Source organism: Limnobacter sp. MED105 (genome assembly GCF_000170915.1).
Lineage (GTDB): Bacteria > Pseudomonadota > Gammaproteobacteria > Burkholderiales > Burkholderiaceae_B > Limnobacter.
This window is the reverse complement of record NZ_ABCT01000026.1, coordinates 1-22,691: the sequence shown is the minus strand read 5'-3', so window position 1 is coordinate 22,691 and position 22,691 is coordinate 1. Positions and strand designations below refer to the sequence as shown.

Sequence of the window (22,691 nt, the reverse complement as noted above, 5' to 3'; positions counted from 1 at the left end):
AGGGCCGTTGAAGACCACGACGTTGATAGGCTGGGTGTGGAAGTGCAGTAATGCATTAAGCTAACCAGTACTAATTGCCCGTGCGGCTTGGCTCTATAGCATTGAGCCTTGCTTAAAAGATACGCACATGAAACAACACAGTAAATCTACCTCGGGGTAAAACCCGAATGAAAACCAAGGTAGTTTGTTAGATATAGATATACCCGCAACACGCATCAACAAGATAGCAGCGCTGTCTCAAAGATAACTCATCAGTTCCAAATCGAGCCAATCAGCCGCAACGCTGGTTAGCTAACAAGTAAGTGCAATCAAGGCACCGCACTTACAGCCAACCCTCTTTGCCTGACGACCATAGCAAGGTGGTACCACCCCTTCCCATCCCGAACAGGACCGTGAAACGCCTTAGCGCCGATGATAGTGTGCATTCGCATGTGAAAGTAGGACATCGTCAGGCTCTCCAATACCGAAAAACCCCGCTCTTCTGCTCAGATGGCGGGGTTTTTTATTTCAGATCAATACTGTGCTCCTACTGCGATTAAATTATTGATGTTTAAGTTACAAAAAAACCAGCCCCAAAAATGGGCTGGTTTTTTGTTTCCATCACGCTTCAGCGCAAATAAGACAGGGTCTATCTGAGGACACTGCAGTTGGTGGTAACCGATACCAATACTTTCCCAAGGGCAGGGAGGGAACGAGGATCAAGTGATTTACCCGTATTTAGAAATGCCACAGAGATATCTCTTGAAGGATCTGCCCAAGTAACGATATTGATTAGGCCCAGGTGCCCATATGCCTTTTTGGCTTTAATACCAAATAAGGAAAAAATGTTTTCTCCGAGCATGAATCCAGTCGAGAACCGAATCGGGATCATAAGTGTTTGATCAATAGTCAGCGGTCCCGCTGGTCGGGTGGCCAGTTTAACGGTACTTTCTTCAAAAACTTGATTGCCGTTGTAAACTCCACCATCCAGCATCATTTGATAGAATCGGCTCACCTCGTCGGCGGTGCCATAGATGTTTCCAGCAGGAATACTTGCATCCATGAAGCCTGGGCTATTTGAAATGGTAGCTATTTTCTCAAATTCAATGTTCAGTGCGCGTTTCGCCAATACGTTGATAGGAAATACTGGTGTGGCACCTGTGCTGTAGTTGTACGCGGCCAGTTCTTGGTGCTTTTTGTGGAGGCCATAGGTGAGGTATTTTGCACCGAGCGGTTTTGCGATGAATTCTTGCAAAGCAGATTCCACTGATTTACCGGTAATTCTTTTCACCAATTCCCCCAAGATATAACCACCGACGATAGCGTGATAAGCCTGTTGACTGCCATCGCCTCTGTTCGTATAGCCGGAGTTGATCAGATCAATCACGCTGTCCCATTTGAAAAGCAAAGATGGGTGAGGATTGCTTATTGGTATTTGAGGAACGCCAGCTCGATGCGACAATACTTGTGCGATGGTGATATTTTCTTTTCCATTGCAAGCAAATTCCGGAATGTATTTTCCGATGTTGTCGTTGAGTTCGAGTTTCCCTTGCTCGCACAATTTGTGAATGAGCATGGCGGTAATGGCTTTAGAAGCCGAGAACAGACAAATCGGTGTGTCGGGTGTCATTAACACTTGGTCGACATCTTGATCAGGATGGTTTGGAGGAGGGTTGCCTCGAGCGTGTCCGATTGAACGTTTGAGTACGATTTCGCCTTGACGGCGAATAACCATAGTCATCCCAGGTTGCAAGCCAGTTCGGTAGAAGCTTTCAACGCTGCTCCATATGGCTTCCACGTTGTCTCGCGTCATGCTGACATCGTAGGGGCTGGTTTCTGCTTTTGAGTCGATTTCTGTAACTGATCCTACGTTTCTTGGCACAGAAACGATGTTTGTTTTTTTAAACATATTTTGGCTTGTCTCGTTGTTGTAAGTATTTGTGTAACTTACAAGTATCATTCCAAGCCAAAGCCTAGGTCAATTGAGTTTTTAGGGCCGACTCTCTAGCGGTGAGTGGCGCTAACGGTTTTTTCGGAACTTGATTTATTCAGTTGCCGCATGAATTCTTCAATCGGCTTGGCGGTGCTTCCTTTGAAAAACAGGAGAGGAGAGAGGGTGCCAATCAAGGTGACATGGTCTGTCCCTTCAATACTTTCCACTTTGGATTGATTGCCCGCCGAGGCTAATGCTCGTTGTAGTGCATGGGTATTTCGCTCAATGCTGACTAAGGTGTCTGTTTGGGGCGCTAGAAGTAATGTAGGAACATTGCTTTTGTCAGCATAGTCGATCGGTTGAGATCTTGGGGGGTAATTCGGGTGATTGAAGACAGGCTGCACATCAGTGTCTTTGATTGGATAAATATTGTAGGCGCCAGCCAGACCGATTAATCCATTAACGCTCGTGCGATGTTCTAGGCCAGCAGCACTAAGCCAGCGAGGGTCGAGTGCGAGCATCGCGGCATTGTAGGCCCCTGCGCTGTGACCCATCAACACGTATTGCTGTGCTGGATTCAGGTTTTTGTACTCTGGTTTTTGAAGTTCCTTTTTCAGGTGAGCAATGCTTTGGGCGCCATCCACTAAAAAATCAGGGTACTGCACTTCTGGATACAAGCGGTAGTTGGGTACTGCAGTGATATAGCCCATGGATGCGAGGCGTCGCCCCACAAACTCATATTCGGATTTGTCGCCCCTGTTCCAACTGCCGCCATAAAAGAAAACGATAACAGGAGTATTGCTGAATTCCTCATTGGGATGGTTGGGCAGGTAGAGATCGTATTTCAGCTTGGGATTTGCGCCGAATTCAATGTTTTGTTTTACTTCTGCGACATAAATTTTTGAGACCGAGTTGACCACTTCGAGCGCGGAGCAACCGCCCAAGAGGATTAGCGGGATGATTTTAAGGGTGCGTAGATAACGTAATGTTGGTTTCATGAGGTGCTACAGTAGTGCGCACGGGCAGTGCTGGTCATGGGTGATGCTTTATATTAAACACAATTTGAACGCGGGATGATGACGATGGTAGCAATTGACAAGAACAAGCCGGTCTGTGTTACGGGGGCTTCAGGATATATCGCCAGTTGGATTGTGAAGGATCTGCTCGATCAAGGGTTTACGGTGCATGCGACGGTGCGTGATTCAAACAAAGCCAGTTCGGTTGCACACCTTTGGAAACTGACGGACGGGACCAAAGGAACATTGAAATTATTTGATGCCGATTTAATTCAGCCTGGAAGTTTTAGGGCGGCCATTGAAGGCTGTGAATTGGTGATTCATACTGCCTCTCCTTTTGTGATCAAGGGGTTTTCCGATCCGAATGAGGCGTTGATTCGTCCTGCTGTAGAAGGAACAGAGAATGTGTTGAAATCTTGCAACGAGGTGGAGACGGTTCGCAGGGTGGTATTGACCAGTTCGGTTGCTTCTATTTATGGGGATGCAGTCGAAATTTTAAAAGCACCAGGCGGAATTTTCACTGAGCGTCTTTGGAATAACACAAGCAGCGAAGGGCACCAACCTTATTCTTATTCAAAGGTGATGGCTGAGCGCAAAGCCTGGGATATTCAGCAAAATCAATCACGCTGGGATTTGGTAACAATCAATCCGAGTTTGGTGATGGGGCCTTCATTGACCACGCAAACCCAATCAACGAGTATTGACGTAATGCGCGACTTGGGCAGTGGAAGGCAGCGTACGGGAGTTCCTATGCTCGAGTTCGGGATTGTCGATGTTAGAGAGGTGGCAAAGGCGCATGTGTTGGCAGGATTCAACCCTGATGCGGAGGGGCGCTATATTTTGAGTGCGCACACCGCCAGTTTGTTGCAAATGGCGACGATTTTGCGAGCGCGGTTCCCCAAGTACCCATTGCCTACTAAGCAGTTGCCCAAGTTTTTGGTGAAGCTTGTTGCACCAATTGCAGCCGGGGTGAGTCGCGAGTTTATTCAGAAGAATGTGGGTTATCACTTGCGTTTCGACAACGGTCGTTCTGTCAATTTGTTGGGCGTGAGTTACAGGCCGTTGATGGAAACCTTGTGCGATCATTTTGCGCAAATGATTGACGACGGCTTGCTCAAGAGGCGTTGATTGCCGCAGCTGTTTTGCCCTGCTCCCATAGATGCAGGGCTTTCTTGCGTTCACTTTGCCAGCGATATTGGCCCAACTCACCTGTGGCCTGAATGACACGATGACACGGGATTAGAAACGCGACTGGATTTTTGGCAATCGCGCTTCCCACGGCGCGGCTGGCAGATGGTTTGCCGATGGAGCTTGCAATTTGCTGATAGCTCTTGAGGTGCCCCAGAGGTAGGTGGATCAAAGCCTGCCAGACCTGAAGTTGGAATGGTGTGCCGCGCAGATGCAAAGGTAAATGGCAGGTTTGGTGGTTAGAGAGGTCAAAAATTGTGGCAATCAATGGCTCGGTTTTCGAGCGTGACTCCACAATTGTCGCTTTGGGATACAGTTCTGTGATTTCCCTTTTCCAGACATCATAAGTTAACTCGTCAGATTCAAATTCAAGGCTATTGATGCCTTTGTCTGTGAGGCAAATGAACACTTGGCCGAACGGACTGAGTGCTTGCCCAATCGTGAATACCTGATTCAGTCCTTTATTTTTGATCTCGCCCGGCGTAAGCGCTTCGAACTTCAACATCAGATGATGAATTTTACTGCTGCTTGAGAGGCCAAGTTCGGTGGTGGTTTGAAGCACACTTTTCCCCGAGGAAATCAGTTTGCGCGCATGGTCTTTTTGCAGACAATGAAAAAACTGTTTTGGACTAATTCCCGCCCATTCAGTGAAGGTGCGTTGTAAGTGAAATGGAGAGGTGTTCAGGTGCTTGGCCAGTATGGCTAACTTGGGTTCGACGCCATTGTGTTCTATCGCAAAACTGTTTGCATGTTGCTCCAGAACCTTAATTGCTCTCGCGATGAGTTGGTATTGCTTGTGGGTTTCAAATTGTCTCACGGCAATGTTCTGAATGGTTATTCACTTTGTCAGTGTGGTTCTTACGGCGTGTTGGTGCAATCTGTTTCTTGCGCAAATCTAAACTTGGGCGCACAGTGGGAATCGAAATTTACTCACAAGTTACATGGATTTTTGCAAGTGCTTTTCTATTTCTTGTGGGTATTGTTCGATTTGTGAATCTAAATGGAGTGTGTCTTAGTATGAGGGGTAACTATTACACACTTTAGATTGGTTATCGCACTATCTATTCAAGAGGCCAACAAGGCCCTGAGGAGACATAAATGGCCGGTTTTCTGCCCAAGAATTCCACACTGAAATTTGCTGTTCTATCTGCGCTGATGTCCATGCATGGCTTCTCTTTGGCCGCGGGCTCCTTTGAGGGACCTGTCGGTATTGAAGGCCGTTGGGCAATGGAGGTGACTGTTGGAGCTTCCATGAGAACCAAAGACGCTGATGAGTCCTTGGTGTTTATAGGCAATGGTGGTAAGGCTTCGAGTGGTACGGTCGACGACGGCAACTTGAATTACAGCAAGGGTGATGTATTCAACGCGGTGGCCAAAGCTGTAGGTGAGCTTGAACTTAAAAAAGACAACTACGGTGTTTTCATTCGAGCCAAAGCTTTCTCGGATTTTCACAATAGAAGTAACAGGGTGCCACATGGGTCATCCAACAACGGGTTTCGGCCGAATGAGCCTTTGAATGACAACGGGTTTGACAAAGGCACGAAATTTGAGGATGCGCAGTTTCTGGATGCTTACTTCTTTGGCAATTATGAGCCCTTAGGCAAGCCGCTGACCTTGAAAATCGGTAACCAGGTGGTGACCTGGGGTGAGGCTTTGTTCGTGTTGGGTGGTGTGAACCAGTATTCCAACTTTGACTCGGCGGCGCTTCGTCGCCCGGGTGCGCAGCTGAAAGAGGTGTTCCTGCCCATACCCCAGATCTCTGCGAATATTCAGGCAACAGACGAACTGTCATTAGAGGGTTTTGTTCAGTTGAACCATGAGAAGGTGGTTGCGGATGGTTGCGGTACCTTCTTTTCTCAGGCCGACCTGTTGAACTGTAATTTCCAGGGTGCCCCAATCAACCCCGGCATCTTGAGCACTCCGGTGGGTGATATCGATTTCACTGGCTATGATGATCAACAAAGTTTCTCTGGTGGAGGCACAATTACTGCCGGAGGTATCCCGATTGACACAACCTTGTTCTCAGGTCTTGGTCCATTGGCGGGGCTTTTGGGCGGTATTACTGGATTACCAGCAGACTTGAGTAGCTTGAATTTCCGGATGGCCCAATTGGCAGATCGCAGGCCCAAAGATTCCGGGCAGATTGGGTTGTCCGGCCGTTACTACGCGGGCGAGATTGGCACTGAATTCGGCGCTTACATTGTGAATTATCACCAGCGTATTCCCAATCTGTCTTTGAAGAAAACACCATCTGGATTCGACGGTTCCTTATTCAATGGGCTGGAACTGGCGGGTCAGAGTGTGGTGAATCCACTGTCGTATTTCTTTGATTATGGATCAGAGAATATTCAGGTTGCAGGTCTGTCTGCAGCCACCGAGTTGTTTGGTTACTCAGTATTTGGTGAGGTTAGTTACACCAAGGACTTCCCGGCCGCCTATAACACCGCAGATTTGTTAAAAGGTGGAGCAACCGGAGACGGTCCTTTGGCGCGCTATGGCGACAATGCGCAGTTCCCGGTCGGTTCGATTTTGCCTGGCTCAAAACCCTTGGATAAAATTCAGGCCCAGATGTCAACGATTGCCTTGTTTCCCCGTCGATTGGGAGCAAGTCAGGTTGCTGTGATTGGTGAGATTGGTGCTCAAATGTGGCGCGGTATTGGTGATCCGTTTACCAGTGAGCGCTTTGGTCGTTCTCCTGCTTTTGGCGCTGGCGCCCACGCCACATACAACGGCGGTGACTGTAATGCTGGGGTTAATCCGAATTCTAGGAATTGTGCAGTGGACGGCTATGCAACTGAAACTGCATTCGGTTATCGGATTTTGTCTGTTGCACAATATCCCGATGCTATTTTCGGGGTCACTTTGGCACCACGCATCTTTTTTTCTCATGACTTTAAAGGCTATTCAGCCGACGGTGTCTTCCTTGAAGACCGCATGAATTTGGGTCTCGGGTTGAGGGCTGAGATCCAGTCAGCCAAGTATTTTGCTGAGATGAACTACAGCATGTTCAATGACAAGGCTTATTTCGATCCATTCAAAGACCGTGACTTCCTGTCTTTGGTAGTGGGCGCCAACCTGTAAAAGGTGGAACGACGAGGGTGAGCCATTCAAGGTTTGTTTTTAGGAGAGTATTGAGATGAAATTGATGAAGATCAAGCAGTTGGCTGTTTCATTGGCCCTGCTGGGCTCGGCCGTATCCGCGCACGCGCAGTCAGCTGATTTTTCAAAGCTGGGCACCACGCTGACTCCCATCGGTGCGGAAAAGGCGGGTAACGCTGCGGGTACTATTCCTGCGTGGAACGGTGGTCTGAGCAAGCCGCCTGCAGGATTTGACCCTGCAAAAGGTTACGTTGATCCGTTTGCGGCTGACAAGCCAACCTTGACTATTACTGCTGCAAATATGGAACAGCACAAAGACAAGTTGGCGCCTGGGCAAATGGAGATGATGAAGCGCTACCCTACTTATAAAATAAACGTATACCCAACACAGAGAACCGCTGCTTACCGTGCTGATGTTTACAAGTTCGCCAAAGAAGAGGCGGCTGGTATCAAGCTGGCCGAGGGTGGCAACGGTATCCTGAACCTGAAAAAATCCAATGTGCCATTTCCTATTCCTACGGATGGCATTCAGGTGATCTGGAACCATTTGATGCGTGATTTGGGTGGTTCAATTACTCGTTACTCGGCTGACTTTCCTGTTCAAACGAATGGCAGCTTTACCGTGGGCAAGCGTACGGAAACCATTTCCTATGCGTCTTTCATGGCAGATCCCGAACCTAACCGAATCTTCTATTACCTGAATCAAACCACAGCACCTGCGAACGCAGCTGGTGAGGTGGCCTTGGTACACGAGCCTTTGAATCAGGTGCAGGAACCCCGTTTGGCGTGGCAGTACAACCCTGGGCAGCGTCGCGTGATTCGCGCGCCTGAACTGGCGTATGACTCACCAGGTATTGGTGCTGATGGCTTGAGGACCAACGATGACTTCAACGGTTTCAATGGCTCACCAGATCGATACAACTGGAAGCTGGTAGGCAAGAAAGAAATGTATGTGGCCTACAACAACTTCAAGTTGACCAGCAAGGCTTTGAAATACAGCGACATCATCAAGCCGAATCATGTGAACCCCGACCATTTGCGTTATGAATTGCACCGTGTTTGGGTGGTCGAGGCCACATTGAAGCCTGGCGCTCGTCATATTTACTCCAAGCGCGTGTTCTTTATTGATGAAGACTCATGGGCTGTTTTGCATGCAGACCAGTACGACGCACGTGGCGGCTTGTGGCGCGTGCGCGAGGTGTATGGCGTTCAGTTGTACGATGCGCCTGCCTTTGGCCCTGCCGGCGAAGTGATTTATGACTTGCAAGCGCGTCGATATCTTGTGAATGCTTTGACCAATGAAGAAAAGCCTGTCGAGTTTGGCAAGAAGTACACCACAGCTGACTTTTCGACAGCAGCGCTGCGCCGTATGGGTAGGTAATGATGTTTCAGCGTGTGTGGGGCGTATGGTGTCCCATACGCCTGAGGTTTAATTTTTTGCAACCCAGAGAAATCACTTCTCTGGGTTTTTTTAAATTGGAGATGGCATGAAAAAGCCACTGCTGCGTGCAACCTTACTGACTCTGAGTTTGTGCGTTAGTCAATTCAGTTATGCATTTAAAGATCCGTTGGATTTACCTGCAATTCAAGCACCAAAGGCTGCGAAGGCTTTGTCGCTCAATGTGACTTCCCAGGGTAGCAACGTGCTGGTGGTGGGCGAGAGAGGCATTATTTTGAAGCGAGACTTCGCTGCAGGCGATGCTGCGCAAGGAGTAAAAGACAACGAAGGCAAGGTGTGGACTCAAGCCAAAGTGCCCGTGTCAGTCAATTTGACGGGTGTGCAGTTTGTGAATGACAGCCTGGCGTTTGTGGTTGGTCACGATGGCGTCGTACTGAAGTCAACGGATGCCGGCGCAAGCTGGGCCAAAGTATTTGACGGCATCAAAGCCAATGAACAGGTGGTTGCTGCGGCAAAGAAGAAAATGGAAGACATGCAGAGTCGATTTGACGCTGCGAGTCCGGCTGAGCAGGACAAGATGACTGAAGCGTTGGAGGCAGCAACTTTCGCATTTGAAGACGCGGAGGCTGGTGCGCGATTTGGCCCTGCGCGCCCCATGCTTGATGTCTGGTTCAAGGATGAAAATACTGGCTGGGTGGTAGGCAGTTACGGGCAAATTTTTGAAACCAAAGACAGTGGCATGACGTGGACGCTGATTGCGAATCGCCTGGACAATCCTGATTTTCGTCACTACAACGGATTGTATGGTGATGACACCGGGCTTATGTTGATTGCTGGTGAAGCTGGGCGCGTTTATATTTCCAAAGATTTTGCTGCGACCTGGACACGTTCGGATACCGGCTACAACGGCCATTTCTACGGCACTGTAGTTACTCGCAATGAGGAAGGGCTGCCTATTATTTTTGCATACGGTTTTGGTGGCAATGTTTACCGATTAGGTGCGGGTGCCAGCGCTTGGTGGCAGTTGCAAAGTCCCAGCAAGGAAAGTTTTGTCCAGGGTTTAACGCTTGGGAAGACTGCATTATTTGTGGATCAAAAAGGTCGCTTGGTACAAACCGATGAGTCGGGTACTACATTGAAAATGGTGAGTGCTTCCGAGGGCAAGCCTGTCACTGGCATGGCTCTGGTCAACAACACTTTGGTATTGAGTGGTCAGAATGGCCCTAGAACTCTCGCGCTGCCACGCTAACTGGAAGAACTGTCATGAGCAATCAAGAAGAATTGGGTAAGGTCGAACGGTTTTTTGAGTCGATTTTGTTTGGGCATCGCAAACTGGTTATAGCTGTGTTTGCTGTGTTGTCTGTGTTTTTTGCTTACCACGCAGTGCAGCTGAGGCCTGATGCATCGTTTCAGAAAATGGTGCCAGTCACGCATCCGTTTATTGCCAATTACCTGAATTACGAGAACGAGTTACGCCCGCTGGGAAACGTCCTTCGCATCGCGGTTCACAATAAGAACGGAACCATTTATGAGGCGGAGTTTCTTGAGAAACTTCGCTTGATTACCGATGAGGTTTTTTATATTCCAGGCGTTGATCGCGGGAATTTGAGTTCCATTTGGACACCCAATGTGATGTGGCGACAAGTCACCGAGGAAGGGTTGCGAATGGGGCCTGTCATTGGTCAAGGTTTTTCGGGCTCCCCAGAACAGATTGAAGCTGTGAAAGCCAACGTAGAGCGTTCGGGGCGGATCGGATCTCTGGTTTCGAACGATCAGCGTTCCGCCATTATTTTGGCACCGTTATTGGAAGTAGATCCAGATACTGGCGAGAAGCTAAGTTACGGCAAGCTCTCAGAGCGTATCGAGGAATTGATTCGCGATAAGTATCAGAGTGAGGATATTTCCATTCACATCACCGGTTTTGCCAAAGTGGTGGGAGATTTGATCGAAGGTGCCAAGGATATTGCAGGATTTTTCGCAATCACCTTCGTGCTGACCGTGATTTTGCTGTTGTGGTATTCCCGTTGCTGGAAGAGTACCGCAGCCACTATTTTTTGTTGTTCTCTTGCGGTGATCTGGCATTTGGGTTCAGTGAGCTTGTTGGGTTTTGGACTTGATCCTTACTCCATACTTGTTCCATTTTTGACATTTGCGATTGGTGTGAGTCATGCGATTCAGAACGTGCGAACGATGGCTTCGGAACGTTTCCACGGAGCCGATAAAATCCAAGCTTCCAAGGCTACTTTTCACCTGCTGTTCATTCCCGGTTCTGTTGCTTTGCTGGCCGATGCTGTTGGTTTCTCTACATTGCTGGTGATTGAGATTGGTGTGATTCGCGAATTGGCGATCAGCGCCTCAATTGGTGTGGCAGTGATTATTTTCACCAAGATGTTTTTGTTGCCAGTGCTGATGAGTTATACGGATGTGACCGAGCGTGGTTTGAAGCAGGTTGCCAAGCAGGAAGCCAGTAAGCACACAGTGTCACATCTTTTGTCTCGCCTGACTGAAAAGAAAGTGGCTTACAGTGTGAGTGCTGCGGCTGCGCTGATATTGGTGGCTGGCTTGTTTGCCTCTGCCGACATCAAGATTGGTGATTTGGATCCAGGTGCACCAGAACTTCGTCCTGACTCACGATACAACCAAGATGTGAAGTTTCTAGTCGAGAACTACTCCACCAGCTCGGATGTGTTTGTGGTGATGGTGGAGACACCGGCGGGTGAATGTGGCGCCTACCCGGTGGCCTCTGCGGTAGACCGCTTTCAGTGGGAGATGGAGAACCTGGAAGGAGTAGAAGGCACGGTTTCTCTGTTCACTGTGATGAAAAACATCATTGCCGGTTTCAATGGTGGTAATCCGAAGTGGTTGGCCATTTCCCGTGATCGCTTCATTTCAAATGGTGCGCACAAGAATATTCCCACCACTTTGTACAACTCCGAATGTTCGATGACACCTGTGATTCTGTTCTTGTCGGATCACAAAGCCGAGACACTTGAGCGGGTGGTAGCCAAGGTTCAGGCTTTTGCTGCGGAGAATGATTCAGCAGATGCCAAGTTTATTCTGGCTGCGGGTAATAGCGGTATTGAAGCGGCAACCAACATTGTTGTGGAGCAGGCTCAGAAAACTATGTTGCTGTTGGTATATGGCATCGTGGGAGCTTTGGTGTGGTGGGAATTCAAGAGTTTCCGCGTGATGCTGGCCATCATGATTCCCTTATTTATCACAGAGGTGTTGTGCAAGGTCATTATGGTGCAACTCAATCTCGGTATTAAAGTTGCGACGCTGCCTGTAATTGCGCTTGGCGTGGGTATCGGGGTTGATTATGGCATCTACATTTACAATCGACTTGAAAGTTTCCTTGCCAAGGGATTGAATTTCAAGGATGCCTATTTTGAAACCCTGCGTTCAACGGGTGTCGCGGTTGCTTTGACTGCGGTCACTCTGGCGTTGGGTGTGTTCACATGGGCATTCTCTGCAATCAAGTTTCAGGCCGACATGGGCATGCTGTTGGCATTCATGTTTCTCTGGAACATGGTTGGAGCGGTGATCTTGATTCCAGCATTGATACGCTTATTTGCATACGGTGCAGTGAAAAAAAGGTTTGGTCCTTCCGTGGAGGCGCCAAGCCGCTAATTGGTGTTAACACGAACTCTAGGGCAGCGTTGAGCTGCCCTTTTTTTATGGTCACGGGTTTGTGGTAACCTGCCTCAATCATATTCACTGTCCATTTCTGCCATGCAGTTTCCAGCACTTCCCGCAATTCCTCATCCTTTGCAATTCAAGTCAGTTACATTCACTGCTTTGCAACCCGGGCCAAAGTTGATCGTACTGGGTGCTGTACACGGCAATGAAGTTTCAGGTAGCAAGGCGATCCTGAAAATGATTCAGGAGTTTGAGAGTGGTGATCGATTGTTGGTTAAAGGACAAGTGACCTTTGTGCCAATCACCAATCCTTTGGCCTATAACCGCAAACAGCGCAATGGTGACAGGAACCTGAATCGCAATTTGACGCCGACCAGTAACCCGACTGATTTTGAAGATCATGTCGCAAATTGGTTGTGCCCCTTGCTGGCTGCACACGACGTATTGCTGGATATACACAGTTTTCAGAAAGGGGATGTGCCTTTCGCTTTGTTTGGCCCAAAGAACAATGACAGTGCGCTTGAGTCTTTCAAGCACGAGGATGCTGAGCGAGGTTTGGCCTTGCGATTGGGGGTGAGTCGTTTTGTGGATGGTTGGCTGGACACCTATGCCAAAGGCGTTGCGAACCGTGTCGCTTATTTGAAGGCAACAGGTCAATCCGGCGAAGGTTTAAATACAGATCCACGTTATGGTATGGGGACCACGGAGTGCATGCGCTCGAGCGGTGGATATGCGGTTACCCTGGAGTGTGGTCAGCACGATGATCCTTTGGGACCAGATGTTGCTTACCTTGCTATATCCAATACCTTGCTTCACCTGGAATTGATGGAAGGACCTCCGGTACCAGCAGTGAGTAAGTACCAGCATCTCAGTTTGGTCGAGGTAAACGACAAGCAACATTTTGACGACCAGTTTGTACGTACTTGGTCTAGCTTCGATCCCATACGCAAGGGTGAGTTGATTGGCATTCGACAAAGTGGCGAGGAGGTGAGGGCCAGTCGGGACGGTTTTATAGTTTTCCCTAATACACTGTCGCAGGCCGGTCAGGAATGGTTTTACGTGGCTGTGGCCAATCAATCACTCCAAAGAGGGGAGAAATAGGTAACTTTTCCTAATAAAACGCATCAAATGCCTACAAACAAGTGATTGAAATATATCACTTTCCGGATTGAGTCTTCAGTGCGCTTTTGTTTAAATTGAAGCTCAGTGAATAGGTGTTTGACAACAATGAGCGGTATTAATTATCAAATTTCGGATCAAACAATCCAGGCAATTGCGCTTTTGGGTGGGGCAACTGCACAGTCCTACAGTGCTGTGAGTTTGAATGTTTCGCCGGTAGCGCTTGATTCACAAGAGGTCGACGCGAGTGCGCCTTCTTTCCCTTTCACTGATAAAAGCACCCGAAGCGAGACCGAGGTTACTTCGCAGTCGTTGGAAAAGTTTGTTACTGATGCCTCCACCCCCTTGTTGGCCGGTCGACCCACTACTTTGAATGTTACCGAAGAGTTAAGCGCGCTGCCCGGCGATTTGGTTGAACCAGATATTCAGAATCCCGAATTGATGTCCCGTTTTGAGGACTCGACGGTTGAAAGTGAAGGTTCGTCTGGGGTCCAGCAGATTGCATTGTCAGGTGCGACGTTGATCGCGGATGACTCTATCGAAGCACCTTCTTCTGTTTCAGCGGGATTCTCTCTGCTTGATTTTATCGAGCAGGCTATTGCTCAGGCCGAGGCTTCCCAACAAGAGTTCGATGAGACTTTTGATGGCAGCCGTCAGGGAGAGTTTCGAGAGTTGCTTGTTGATACAGGTACAGCCGTGGGTTCTGGGATTCGCGAATTTTTGCAGGAGAATGTCGCTGGGGTGGGCCGCGATTTGTTGTCTTCTTCAATCGATACGGCAGGTGTGGAGCTCCTCGATCCGATTGCGGATCCATTGTTGAACATAAATTACTATGAAAAGTCAGCAGAAGTCCTGAACGGTTTGCTGGATGCAGTCGCCCAGCCTATTGGTTCGATCGCCTTGCCTCAAGTGGGTCCTCTGCTTGCGGATCCCCGCGAAGAATTGTCAGCCTATATCGGCTGAATCTGCTACGCTTTTAAAGGCGTAAAAGACCGCTTTTATCCCCCTTTCTAAGGATTTGATTCGTTTTCACATGGTTCAGAATAAAGGCTGAACCATGTTAACGGTCAATCCACTCATGAACTACAACAACGAACGAACTCCCGGCGAATCATCCACGGAGATGATTGAAATTCTGCTTTTCTCCTTGGGCGGCCAGGAAATTTTCGGCTTGAACGTATTCAAGATTCGGGAAGTCACTGAACTGTCGCAGGTCACTCAGATTCCGGGGCAGCAAGGCGCAATGAACGGAGTTATTTCGCTGCGCGGACAGGTACTGCCGGTAGTGTCACTTGGCGATGCGATTGGCATGTCCAATGGCGAACCTAACTCTAAAATGATCATTTCCGAATTTGCATCTCGCTCAGTGGCTTTCGCAGTCACTGATGTCGATAAAATCATTCGCGTGCCCTGGTCTGATGTGAAGCCTCCACAAAAGTACGATTCCGAGGAAGGATCCGTTTTCGGAGTGGTGATGCTGCAAGACGGGAGTCTGGTCTCTTTGGTGGACATTGAAAGCGTGTGCCACCGCGTGTTGCCTGAAAAAGATGCGACACCGGTCAGCACCGGTTTTGAGTTGAATAAAGCTGGGCCTGTATTCTTCGTGGATGATTCGATTGTGGCTCGTAGAAAAATCAGTGAGGTGCTGGACACCATGGGTTTGAAACACAGTCATGCGGTCAACGGTGTTGAAGCCGAGCAAAAATTGTTGGCCCTTGCCTCCAGTGCCAATCAGAATTCAGAGGAATTGGAAGAGCGTGTTTCTCTGGTGTTGGTGGATGAGGAAATGCCGATCATGGATGGTTGTACTTTGACCAGGAAGCTCAAGGGTGATCCTAGATTCAAGAACATTCCGATCATCATGTATTCCTCTTTGACTTCAGAAGAAAATGCACGTCGAGGTATTGAAGCTGGTGTCAACATCTACGTGAAGAAGTTTGATTCGACTTCACTTTCCAACGCCATCGGTCAGCTTTTGGCACACGCTTGATGAAATTTATCTTGAAAGCGCTACACTTCGGTCATTCGAGGTCAGCGCTTTTCTGGATATCAAGTGTCATGTTTGAGTTAATAGCAAGTGATCTTCGCTTAAAAGGTTACAGCGTTCAAAGGGACGCATTAGCCCCCAGCTTGATTTCGGGACTCTTGGAAACCTTCACTTCCATGGCTGCTGGCGAATTGAAACAGGCTGGTATCGGCCGCGCGCATGGCCAGCAAGCGAATTCCGAGATTCGTCGCGACGAAATTGCCTGGATTGAAAGCACGCATGGAGGCGCTGCGGGTCGCTGGCTTGAATTCAGTGCACAGCTACAGCAATACCTGAACCGCACTTTGATGTTGGGCCTGTTTTCCTTTGAATCTCATTTCGCACATTACGCACCGGGTGCTTTTTACAGAACCCATGTGGACGCGTTTAAGGGACAGGCCAATCGGATCTTGTCGGTGGTGTTGTACCTAAACCCGGAATGGGGCCCGGAAGATGGCGGGGAAATGGTCTTGTATTCAGACCAAGGTACTCAAACCGTCTTGGAAACCATTCAGCCATTGGCTGGAACCCTTGCTGTTTTTTTAAGTGAAGACTTTCCGCATGAAGTGCTGCCCGCCAAGCGCCATCGCTACAGCATTGCCGGATGGTATCGAGTCAACACATCCAGCACACTGTGCATTGACCCACCTGCCTAGGATGGGTCGGCGACAGTTGTTTTTTACCAGCGCAACAGTTTTGGTCCAAGCACTGCACCCAACACACCGCACAGCGCAATACCCAGTGTGTACCAAACAGCAATAAAAGGTGCTGCTGGTTCGGTACAAGCCAGGGCATAAGCCAATGCCGCCACAGAGCCTGAGAACAATCCGCAGGCTGCCCCGGCCGCAGTCAGGTCGGTAGGGGCGAAACCACGCATGGCCCAAAATGCACCAGCCATCACGGGAAGTGACAGCGCCAGTATGGCCCATGGACATACCAGCCACGAATGCCCCAAGAGTGCGGCAGCTCGTTCAGACGCTGGAGTGCCCAAGTAAGAAAGTACCCCTGCTATCAACATGATCATAACCACACCAACCACCGCCGAGGTAGCCTGCTTGCCTGATGCGCCTGGTTTCCCAAGGCGAGCAAAGAGCCAGCCCGCAGCAATCGCGAGTGTGCTTGCGTATCCAATTTTTATCCAAGGGCCAGGCTCCGAAAACATGTCACCGGGTATCAATCCCAGAACACCCAATACGATCGCCGCAGCGATCAGGCCACCTCCAATACCGGCGGGTACCAGGCGGTTGGTTACAGACACCTTTGGTGCTGGACCAGCTTGGTTTGCAATCATTGTAATTAGATCATCTGTTTTCATGTTTCACTCCTGACCAAAGCTGCCAGTTGTTTTAATCCCCGGTGCACCTGCACCTTCAGAGCGGCCACCGATACACCGCTGCGTTCTGAGGCCTCAATCATCGATAAACCTTCAATCTTGGTGAGCAGAATGGCTTGTCTTTGTAATTCCGGTAACTGTTCCAGTAACACGCCCAAATCACGTTTCGAGGGCAATTCTTCTTGCGACACCGGGTGTTGGTCCTCGGTCAGGTCATCCAGCGAATCGTTCAGATTGTCTCGTCGACCGCGCCTGCGCCACAAATCGACCAATTTATGTCGAGCGATTGCAAACACCCAACTGCTTACGGGCAAGGTCTCGTCATACGTGCCACGCTGCATGTGCAAAGCCAACAAGGTTTCCTGCACCAAATCCTCAACCTCGTCAGGCAAGGCTTGAAGTCTACGACTATAAAAACGACGCAGACGCTGGGCAATTTTGGACAGCGCTTCCCGATAGGCTGCGGAGTCTCCGCCTTGCGCGCGCATCCACAAAGGTTTGAGCGAAAGCTCAAAATCATCTTGAGGGTGCACGGTAATGGATTCGCTAGGAAGGGTCATTCGGTTACAAAGGCATGCTTTTAAATGTTCCAAGACACTACCACACTTCAAATGCTGCTTGCAGTCAGCGGGGTGGCCATGAACCCCTACTATAATGGGAGCTGTCTTAAATACTCGCTAGCATTGGGAGAACAACATGTTGCAATCGATCAAAACACGCGCTGCTGTGGCTTGGGGCCCAGGTCAACCTTTATCAATCGAGGAGGTTGATTTGATGCCTCCCCAAAAAGGCGAGGTACTCGTTCGGATTGTTGCAACTGGTGTTTGCCACACAGACGCTTACACCTTGTCCGGAGATGATCCTGAAGGGATTTTTCCGGCGATTCTGGGCCATGAAGGTGCCGGGATTGTTGAAGCTGTTGGAGAGGGTGTAACAAGCCTGGCGGTGGGTGACCATGTCATTCCGCTTTACACCGCCGAATGCAGGGTGTGCAAGTTTTGCACTTCGGGTAAAACCAATCTGTGTCAAGCGATTCGAGCCACGCAAGGCAAGGGATTGATGCCCGATGGCACCACTCGCTTTTCCAAAGATGGCAAACCGATTTATCACTACATGGGCACCTCCACTTTTGCAGAGCACACGGTGGTGCCTGAAATTTCACTGGCAAAAATTGATCCCAAGGCACCCTTGGAGAAAGTGTGTTTGCTGGGATGTGGAGTAACCACTGGTATAGGCGCCGTGCACAACACTGCCAAGGTTAAGGCTGGCGACACAGTCGCTATATTTGGATTGGGAGGAATCGGTTTGGCTGCAATTATTGGCGCTGTGCAGGCCAAGGCCAGCCGAATTATTGCAATCGACATCAATGCAGACAAGTTTGCTATCGCAAAAAAATTGGGTGCGACTGATTTTGTGAATCCCAAGGACCACAGTAGACCGATACAGGAAGTCATCGTGGAAATGACCGATGGCGGTGTCGACTTCTCGTTCGAGTGCATTGGTAACGTGAATGTGATGAGATCGGCACTGGAATGCTGCCACAAGGGTTGGGGCGAGTCAGTGATTATTGGGGTTGCAGGCGCTGGACAGGAAATTGCCACACGCCCGTTTCAATTGGTGACAGGCCGTGTGTGGCGTGGCAGTGCGTTTGGCGGAGTGAAAGGCCGCACGGAACTGCCAGGCTATGTGAACCGCTTCATGAATGATGAAATTGATCTGGACACATTTATTACCCACACCATGCCTTTGGAGCGAATCAATGAAGCCTTTGATTTGATGCACGAGGGTAAATCCATTCGCACAGTAATCCATTTTTAATATGAAATTACTCAGCAGCGTTCAATGCTTTGGTGGTCTGCAAAACCAGTATGAACATGTGTCAGAGGTGCTGAATTGCAGCATGCAGTTCAGCGTCTATTTGCCACCCCAAGCCCAGGCAGGGCAGCGGGTACCGGTGGCGTACTGGTTGTCGGGATTGACATGCACTGATCAGAACTTTACTACCAAGGCTGGTGCACAACGAGTAGCAGCGGAGTTGGGAATCGCCTTGGTGATGCCCGACACCAGCCCGCGTGGAGAAGGCGTGCCCGATGACGTTGACAAGGCTTATGATTTTGGATTGGGCGCTGGTTTCTATGTGGATGCCATTCAGGTGCCCTGGAACTCACACTACAAAATGTATAGCTACATCATTGATGAGTTGCCAGCCCTGATCGAAGAAAGTTTGCCGGTTAGTCAGCTTAAATCGGTTTTTGGTCATTCAATGGGGGGCCATGGGGCGCTTACCATCGCATTGAACAACCCGGCTCGCTATGCGTCGGTGAGTGCATTTGCGCCTATAGTCAGCCCCACGCAATGTCCCTGGGGGCAGAAGGCCTTGGCTTTGTACCTGGGCAACGATCCCGCAGTCTGGCAGCGTCATGACACTGTGGCGCTCATTCGCGCGGGCGCTCAGCAACTTCCCATGTTGATCGACCAAGGTTTGTCCGATAACTTTCTGGCTTCGCAACTGAAAACCGAATTGTTGGAGGCGGCTCTGCAGGAAACCGGTTATCAAGCCGAAGTTCGTTACCAGGCTGGGTACGACCACAGCTACTATTTTATTGCTACCTTCATTGAGGATCATTTGCGTTTCCATGCGCGGTATCTGAAATAAGCCACTCGCGCGTTGTTGAAACCATATAAAAACAGGATGAGATTCAGATGAGCAAATCACTGAGGTTGTCAGAAAAATGGTTTCGCCGCGGCTTGTGGATGGTGGCCGTGGTTTTCGCATGGTTCCTGATCGGTTTGGGTGGCACGCTCGTGGGCGATTTGCCTCAAATTGAACAAACCCAAACGCTCGAAGATTTCATGGATCCAATCGAACTAAAAACAGTTCGAGAGCAGATCCGAAAGACTGAACTCAACGAGCGCGAGGTGAGTGATGCTTTGGAACAGTCAAGACTGAAGCACAGTGCGGCCGAGGCTGATACAGATTCCGAACGGGAGAAGTTCATGGCGTGGGTGGCCACACGCAAGGCCACTGCACTTCCTGATCAAGACCAGGAGCTGATTGCTAGAACCGAGCGAGTTGACAATCTACAGGCCCTTGAGCGAGTGGCGCTGGCTCAGTTGGAAATGCAGCAGAAATTGCTGCTGGATGCACAGCAGGCCAATCGAAAAGCACAATTGCAATTGAATGACTTGGAGCGTGCTGCACAAGGCGAATACACCAGTGCCATTCAAAGCCAGGAATTGCGCGTGTTTGGCTATCGCCTCGCTTTGACTTTGCCGCTGTTGCTGGTCGCTGGCTGGTTTTACAAAACCAAGCGTCAAAGCACTTACTGGCCCTTCGTGTGGGGGTTTATCTATTTCGCCTTGTTTGTATTTTTCGTCGAGTTGGTGCCGTATCTGCCCAGTTACGGGGGATACATTCGCTATATCGTGGGTATTGTCATTACGGTACTGGTAGGCCGTCAGGCGATTCGTGCCCTGAACCGTTACCTGGAACAGCAACGATTGGCCGAAGCGCAACCTGAAACAAAGCGACGAGAAGTTCTGGATTACGACACGGCACTGGCACGTTTGCTTAAAGGCATTTGCCCAGGCTGTGAACGCACGGTTGACTTGAAAGACTCAACGATTGATTTTTGTCCACATTGCGGAATAGGTCTTCACGACAAGTGCACAGCCTGTGGTTCTCGTAAAAGCACGTTTTCAAAGTATTGTCACGCTTGTGGTACTGGGGCTCGCTTGCCTGACCCACCAGCGCAAGCCGCGCAACCCTAGTCGATTGCGGGATATTTCAGGGCATTTTTCACCAGTTTTTTCTGGGCGGCATCGATTGGGTCGATGTGCAACTGATTGCAGATTTGTAGCAGGTAAAGCAGCACGTCGGCCACTTCTTCTTTGACTTCATCCAGCTTGCTGCCCTCGATGCCCCTTGATTCTTCCTCGGTTAGCCATTGAAAGTGTTCCAGCAATTCTGCCACTTCGACCGACAACGCCATACTGAGGTTTTTTGGGGAATGAAATTTTTCCCAACGCCGCGCATTGGAAAATTCGATCAATTGTTGTTGAAGTGCTTCAAGGCTGTCTTTGCTCATGCCTTGAGATTATCAAAAAAAACGCCGGCTTGTGGCCGGCGTTTTGATTTACGCGTTCAATGATGGGTAATCAATGTAGCCTTCTGGCCCTGGAGCGTAATAAGTCTGCGGGTTACCCTCCGCCAAGGGTGCGTTCAGTTTCAGGCGCTGCACAAGGTCGGGGTTGGAGATGTAAGCCCGTCCGAAAGAAACCGCATCGGCCCAGCCGGTTTCCAGGGCATTGATCGCCATGTCACGGGTATAGCCGTTGTTCACGATGTAGGTACCTTGGAACGTTTTGCGGGCCCATGCGTAATCAAAACCGGGTACATCGCGGTCACCGCCCGTCGAGCCTTCAATCATATGGATGAAGCCGATTCCACGCTGGTTTAATTGCTCGATCAGGTAGCCAAATACAGCTTGAGGATTGCTATCGCTCAGATCGTTGAATGGTGTTACCGGGGACAAGCGAATGCCCACCTTACCCGCACCGATTTCAGCAATGACTGCGTCAACCACTTCAAGGGCAAAGCGCGCACGGTTCTCGGCACTGCCACCATATTGATCGGTACGTTTGTTGGCGCCATCGCGCAAAAACTGGTCGATCAAATAACCATTTGCCCCGTGGATTTCCACGCCGTCAAAACCAGCCTTGATGGCATTGGCCGCACCTTGGCGATATTCATTCACGACCACTTTGATCTCATCTGCGCTCAGCTCATGTGGCACTGGCACCTCTACCTTGCCATTGTGGGTGTAGGCCACTACATTGGGCTTTACCGCTGAAGGCGCAATCGGGCTCAGGCCGCCAGTCAGGTCCGGGTGTGTAATGCGGCCAACATGCCAAATCTGCGCAATGATTTTGCTGCCAGCGGCATGAACGGCGGCGGTGATCGGTTTCCAGCCTTGTACTTGCGCCTCGGAATATATTCCGGGCGTAGCCATGTAGCCTTTCCCGGCTGGCGAAACCTGCGTTCCTTCGCTGATGATCAAGCCCGCATTTGCGCGTTGCTTGTAGTACTCAATGTTCATGTCGCTGCCAGGAATATCTCCTGCTGCTTCGTCTGAGCGACAACGCGTCAACGGGGCCATGACAACCCGGTTTTTCACTTCAATACTGCCAATTTTTCCGGGTTGAAACAGTTTCAAATCATCAACGTTGGCAATTTGTTCATTCACGTGTGGGGTGGGTGCATTCATGCTTTGGTACTCCTCTTGTGTTGCAGTGCAATGTTGCACATTATGCGTATTCACAGCCCATGGGTCTACGGAACAGTTGTTATAGTATTTATTCCTGAGGGGAATATATTAAGGAATCGCTGAATGGATCGCTTGAAGTTGATGGAGACGTTCGTCAGGGTGGTGGAAACAGGCAACTTCTCCGCGGTGGCAAGGCAGGCCCACACAACACAGTCAGCCATCAGTAAACAGGTGCAGGCCTTGGAGGCTGACGTTGGCGTTTTATTGCTTGTGCGCTCCACCCGCAGCCACGCGTTAACCGAGGCGGGACGCCTGTATTACCAACGGTGTCGGCAAGTGCTTGATACTTTGGAGGAGGCCCGAAGCGAAGTGCATCGCGCTGAACACGAGGTTAGCGGTCTTTTAAGGGTAGCTGCGCCTGTCGCATTTGGCCGAATTCACATTGTGCCTCGACTCGCCGCATTTTATGAGCGATATCCGAAAATGCGAATTGACCTGCAACTAGACGACAGTTTTGTCGACCTGGTGGCAGCGGGTATCGATGTGGCCTTCCGTGTGGGCGCACTAAAAGACAGTCGCCTGATTGCAAGGCGGATTGGCTCAGTGAGCAGGGCAGTTATTGTGTCCGCAGCTTATTTGGCACGCCACGGTACTCCTCAAAAACCCGATGATTTAAGCGCACACAACTGTCTG

20 protein-coding genes and 2 rRNA genes are annotated in these 22,691 nt (G+C 49.8%); 15 read left to right on the top strand and 7 right to left on the bottom strand.

From position 1 onward, the window contains the following. Together LMED105_RS15170 and rrf are read left to right on the top strand one after the other, a co-directional pair. Positions 1-95, top strand: a 23S ribosomal RNA gene (locus LMED105_RS15170); the annotation flags it as partial. Between the two features lie 246 nt (positions 96-341). Further along, positions 342-454: ribosomal RNA gene (gene rrf / locus LMED105_RS15165) — 5S ribosomal RNA — on the top strand. Positions 455-628: 174 nt separating this feature from the next. On the opposite strand, the gene LMED105_RS15160 is transcribed toward rrf, so the two are convergent. Then, positions 629-1,888: a serine hydrolase gene (locus tag LMED105_RS15160; RefSeq protein ID WP_008252999.1), complete on the bottom strand. Its 1,260-nt coding sequence runs from the start codon at positions 1,886-1,888 to the stop codon at positions 629-631. A gap of 95 nt (positions 1,889-1,983) precedes the next feature. Beyond that, the gene (locus tag LMED105_RS15155; RefSeq protein WP_083797229.1) at positions 1,984-2,910 is read right to left on the bottom strand and encodes an alpha/beta hydrolase; all 927 of its coding nucleotides are present in this window, start codon (positions 2,908-2,910) and stop codon (positions 1,984-1,986) included. An 84-nt stretch (positions 2,911-2,994) separates the two neighbouring features. On the opposite strand from LMED105_RS15155, the gene LMED105_RS15150 reads away from it, so the two are divergent. After that, positions 2,995-4,056: an aldehyde reductase gene (locus tag LMED105_RS15150; protein WP_008252995.1), complete on the top strand. Its 1,062-nt coding sequence runs from the start codon at positions 2,995-2,997 to the stop codon at positions 4,054-4,056. On the opposite strand, the gene LMED105_RS15145 is transcribed toward LMED105_RS15150, so the two are convergent. Beyond that, on the bottom strand, positions 4,043-4,933 hold the full coding sequence (locus LMED105_RS15145; RefSeq protein WP_008252993.1) for a methylated-DNA--[protein]-cysteine S-methyltransferase: 891 nt from the start codon (positions 4,931-4,933) through the stop codon (positions 4,043-4,045). The genes LMED105_RS15150 and LMED105_RS15145 overlap by 14 nt on opposite strands. A 281-nt stretch (positions 4,934-5,214) precedes the next feature. Here LMED105_RS15145 and LMED105_RS15140 point away from each other — a divergent pair, with 281 nt between their 5' ends. The 8 genes from LMED105_RS15140 (at position 5,215) to LMED105_RS15105 (ending at position 16,054) form a co-directional block, all read left to right on the top strand. Beyond that, on the top strand, positions 5,215-7,197 hold the full coding sequence (locus LMED105_RS15140; protein ID WP_008252992.1) for a DUF1302 domain-containing protein: 1,983 nt from the start codon (positions 5,215-5,217) through the stop codon (positions 7,195-7,197). A 55-nt stretch (positions 7,198-7,252) separates the two neighbouring features. Next, the gene (locus tag LMED105_RS15135; RefSeq protein WP_008252991.1) at positions 7,253-8,596 is read left to right on the top strand and encodes a DUF1329 domain-containing protein; all 1,344 of its coding nucleotides are present in this window, start codon (positions 7,253-7,255) and stop codon (positions 8,594-8,596) included. Between the two features lie 106 nt (positions 8,597-8,702). After that, on the top strand, positions 8,703-9,863 hold the full coding sequence (locus tag LMED105_RS15130) for a hypothetical protein (RefSeq protein ID WP_008252990.1): 1,161 nt from the start codon (positions 8,703-8,705) through the stop codon (positions 9,861-9,863). Between the two features lie 14 nt (positions 9,864-9,877). Beyond that, a complete protein-coding gene (locus tag LMED105_RS15125; protein ID WP_008252989.1) occupies positions 9,878-12,244 on the top strand; it encodes an RND family transporter in 2,367 nt (788 codons plus the stop codon). A 102-nt stretch (positions 12,245-12,346) separates the two neighbouring features. After that, complete coding sequence (locus tag LMED105_RS15120; RefSeq protein WP_008252988.1) at positions 12,347-13,354, top strand: succinylglutamate desuccinylase/aspartoacylase family protein; 1,008 nt, start codon at positions 12,347-12,349, stop codon at positions 13,352-13,354. Between the two features lie 126 nt (positions 13,355-13,480). Next, positions 13,481-14,335 carry a hypothetical protein gene (locus LMED105_RS15115; protein WP_008252987.1) on the top strand — a complete coding sequence of 285 codons (855 nt, stop codon included), beginning with the start codon at positions 13,481-13,483 and terminating at the stop codon, positions 14,333-14,335. Positions 14,336-14,450: 115 nt separating this feature from the next. Beyond that, positions 14,451-15,362, top strand: a complete 912-nt coding sequence (locus LMED105_RS15110; RefSeq protein WP_040513726.1) for a chemotaxis protein — start codon at positions 14,451-14,453, stop codon at positions 15,360-15,362. 173 nt (positions 15,363-15,535) lie between these two features. Beyond that, positions 15,536-16,054, top strand: a complete 519-nt coding sequence (locus tag LMED105_RS15105; RefSeq protein WP_232222767.1) for a 2OG-Fe(II) oxygenase — start codon at positions 15,536-15,538, stop codon at positions 16,052-16,054. A 23-nt stretch (positions 16,055-16,077) separates the two neighbouring features. Here LMED105_RS15105 and LMED105_RS15100 read toward each other — a convergent pair whose 3' ends face one another. Then, positions 16,078-16,713, bottom strand: coding sequence for an NrsF family protein (locus tag LMED105_RS15100; RefSeq protein WP_008252983.1), 636 nt, complete (start codon positions 16,711-16,713; stop codon positions 16,078-16,080). Beyond that, the gene (locus LMED105_RS15095; RefSeq protein WP_008252981.1) at positions 16,710-17,291 is read right to left on the bottom strand and encodes a sigma-70 family RNA polymerase sigma factor; all 582 of its coding nucleotides are present in this window, start codon (positions 17,289-17,291) and stop codon (positions 16,710-16,712) included. The genes LMED105_RS15100 and LMED105_RS15095 overlap by 4 nt, the downstream gene beginning before the upstream one ends. A gap of 136 nt (positions 17,292-17,427) precedes the next feature. On the opposite strand from LMED105_RS15095, the gene LMED105_RS15090 reads away from it, so the two are divergent. The 3 genes from LMED105_RS15090 to LMED105_RS15080 are packed head-to-tail and all read left to right on the top strand — an operon-like array spanning position 17,428 to position 20,502. Further along, complete coding sequence (locus LMED105_RS15090) at positions 17,428-18,549, top strand: S-(hydroxymethyl)glutathione dehydrogenase/class III alcohol dehydrogenase (RefSeq protein ID WP_369746247.1); 1,122 nt, start codon at positions 17,428-17,430, stop codon at positions 18,547-18,549. Between the two features lies 1 nt (position 18,550). Continuing rightward, positions 18,551-19,387, top strand: coding sequence for an S-formylglutathione hydrolase (gene fghA / locus LMED105_RS15085; RefSeq protein WP_008252977.1), 837 nt, complete (start codon positions 18,551-18,553; stop codon positions 19,385-19,387). A 47-nt stretch (positions 19,388-19,434) separates the two neighbouring features. Continuing rightward, positions 19,435-20,502 carry a zinc ribbon domain-containing protein gene (locus LMED105_RS15080; protein ID WP_008252975.1) on the top strand — a complete coding sequence of 356 codons (1,068 nt, stop codon included), beginning with the start codon at positions 19,435-19,437 and terminating at the stop codon, positions 20,500-20,502. On the opposite strand, the gene LMED105_RS15075 is transcribed toward LMED105_RS15080, so the two are convergent. Both LMED105_RS15075 and LMED105_RS15070 read right to left on the bottom strand, forming a co-directional pair. Continuing rightward, the gene (locus LMED105_RS15075) at positions 20,499-20,819 is read right to left on the bottom strand and encodes a nucleotide pyrophosphohydrolase (RefSeq protein WP_008252973.1); all 321 of its coding nucleotides are present in this window, start codon (positions 20,817-20,819) and stop codon (positions 20,499-20,501) included. The two genes, LMED105_RS15080 and LMED105_RS15075, sit on opposite strands and share 4 nt — an antisense overlap. Positions 20,820-20,867: 48 nt before the next feature. Then, a complete protein-coding gene (locus tag LMED105_RS15070) occupies positions 20,868-21,998 on the bottom strand; it encodes an alkene reductase (RefSeq protein WP_008252971.1) in 1,131 nt (376 codons plus the stop codon). A 123-nt stretch (positions 21,999-22,121) separates the two neighbouring features. Here LMED105_RS15070 and LMED105_RS15065 point away from each other — a divergent pair. Beyond that, positions 22,122-22,691 (top strand): LysR family transcriptional regulator (locus LMED105_RS15065; RefSeq protein ID WP_008252969.1); only part of this gene is annotated, 570 nt, incomplete at its 3' end.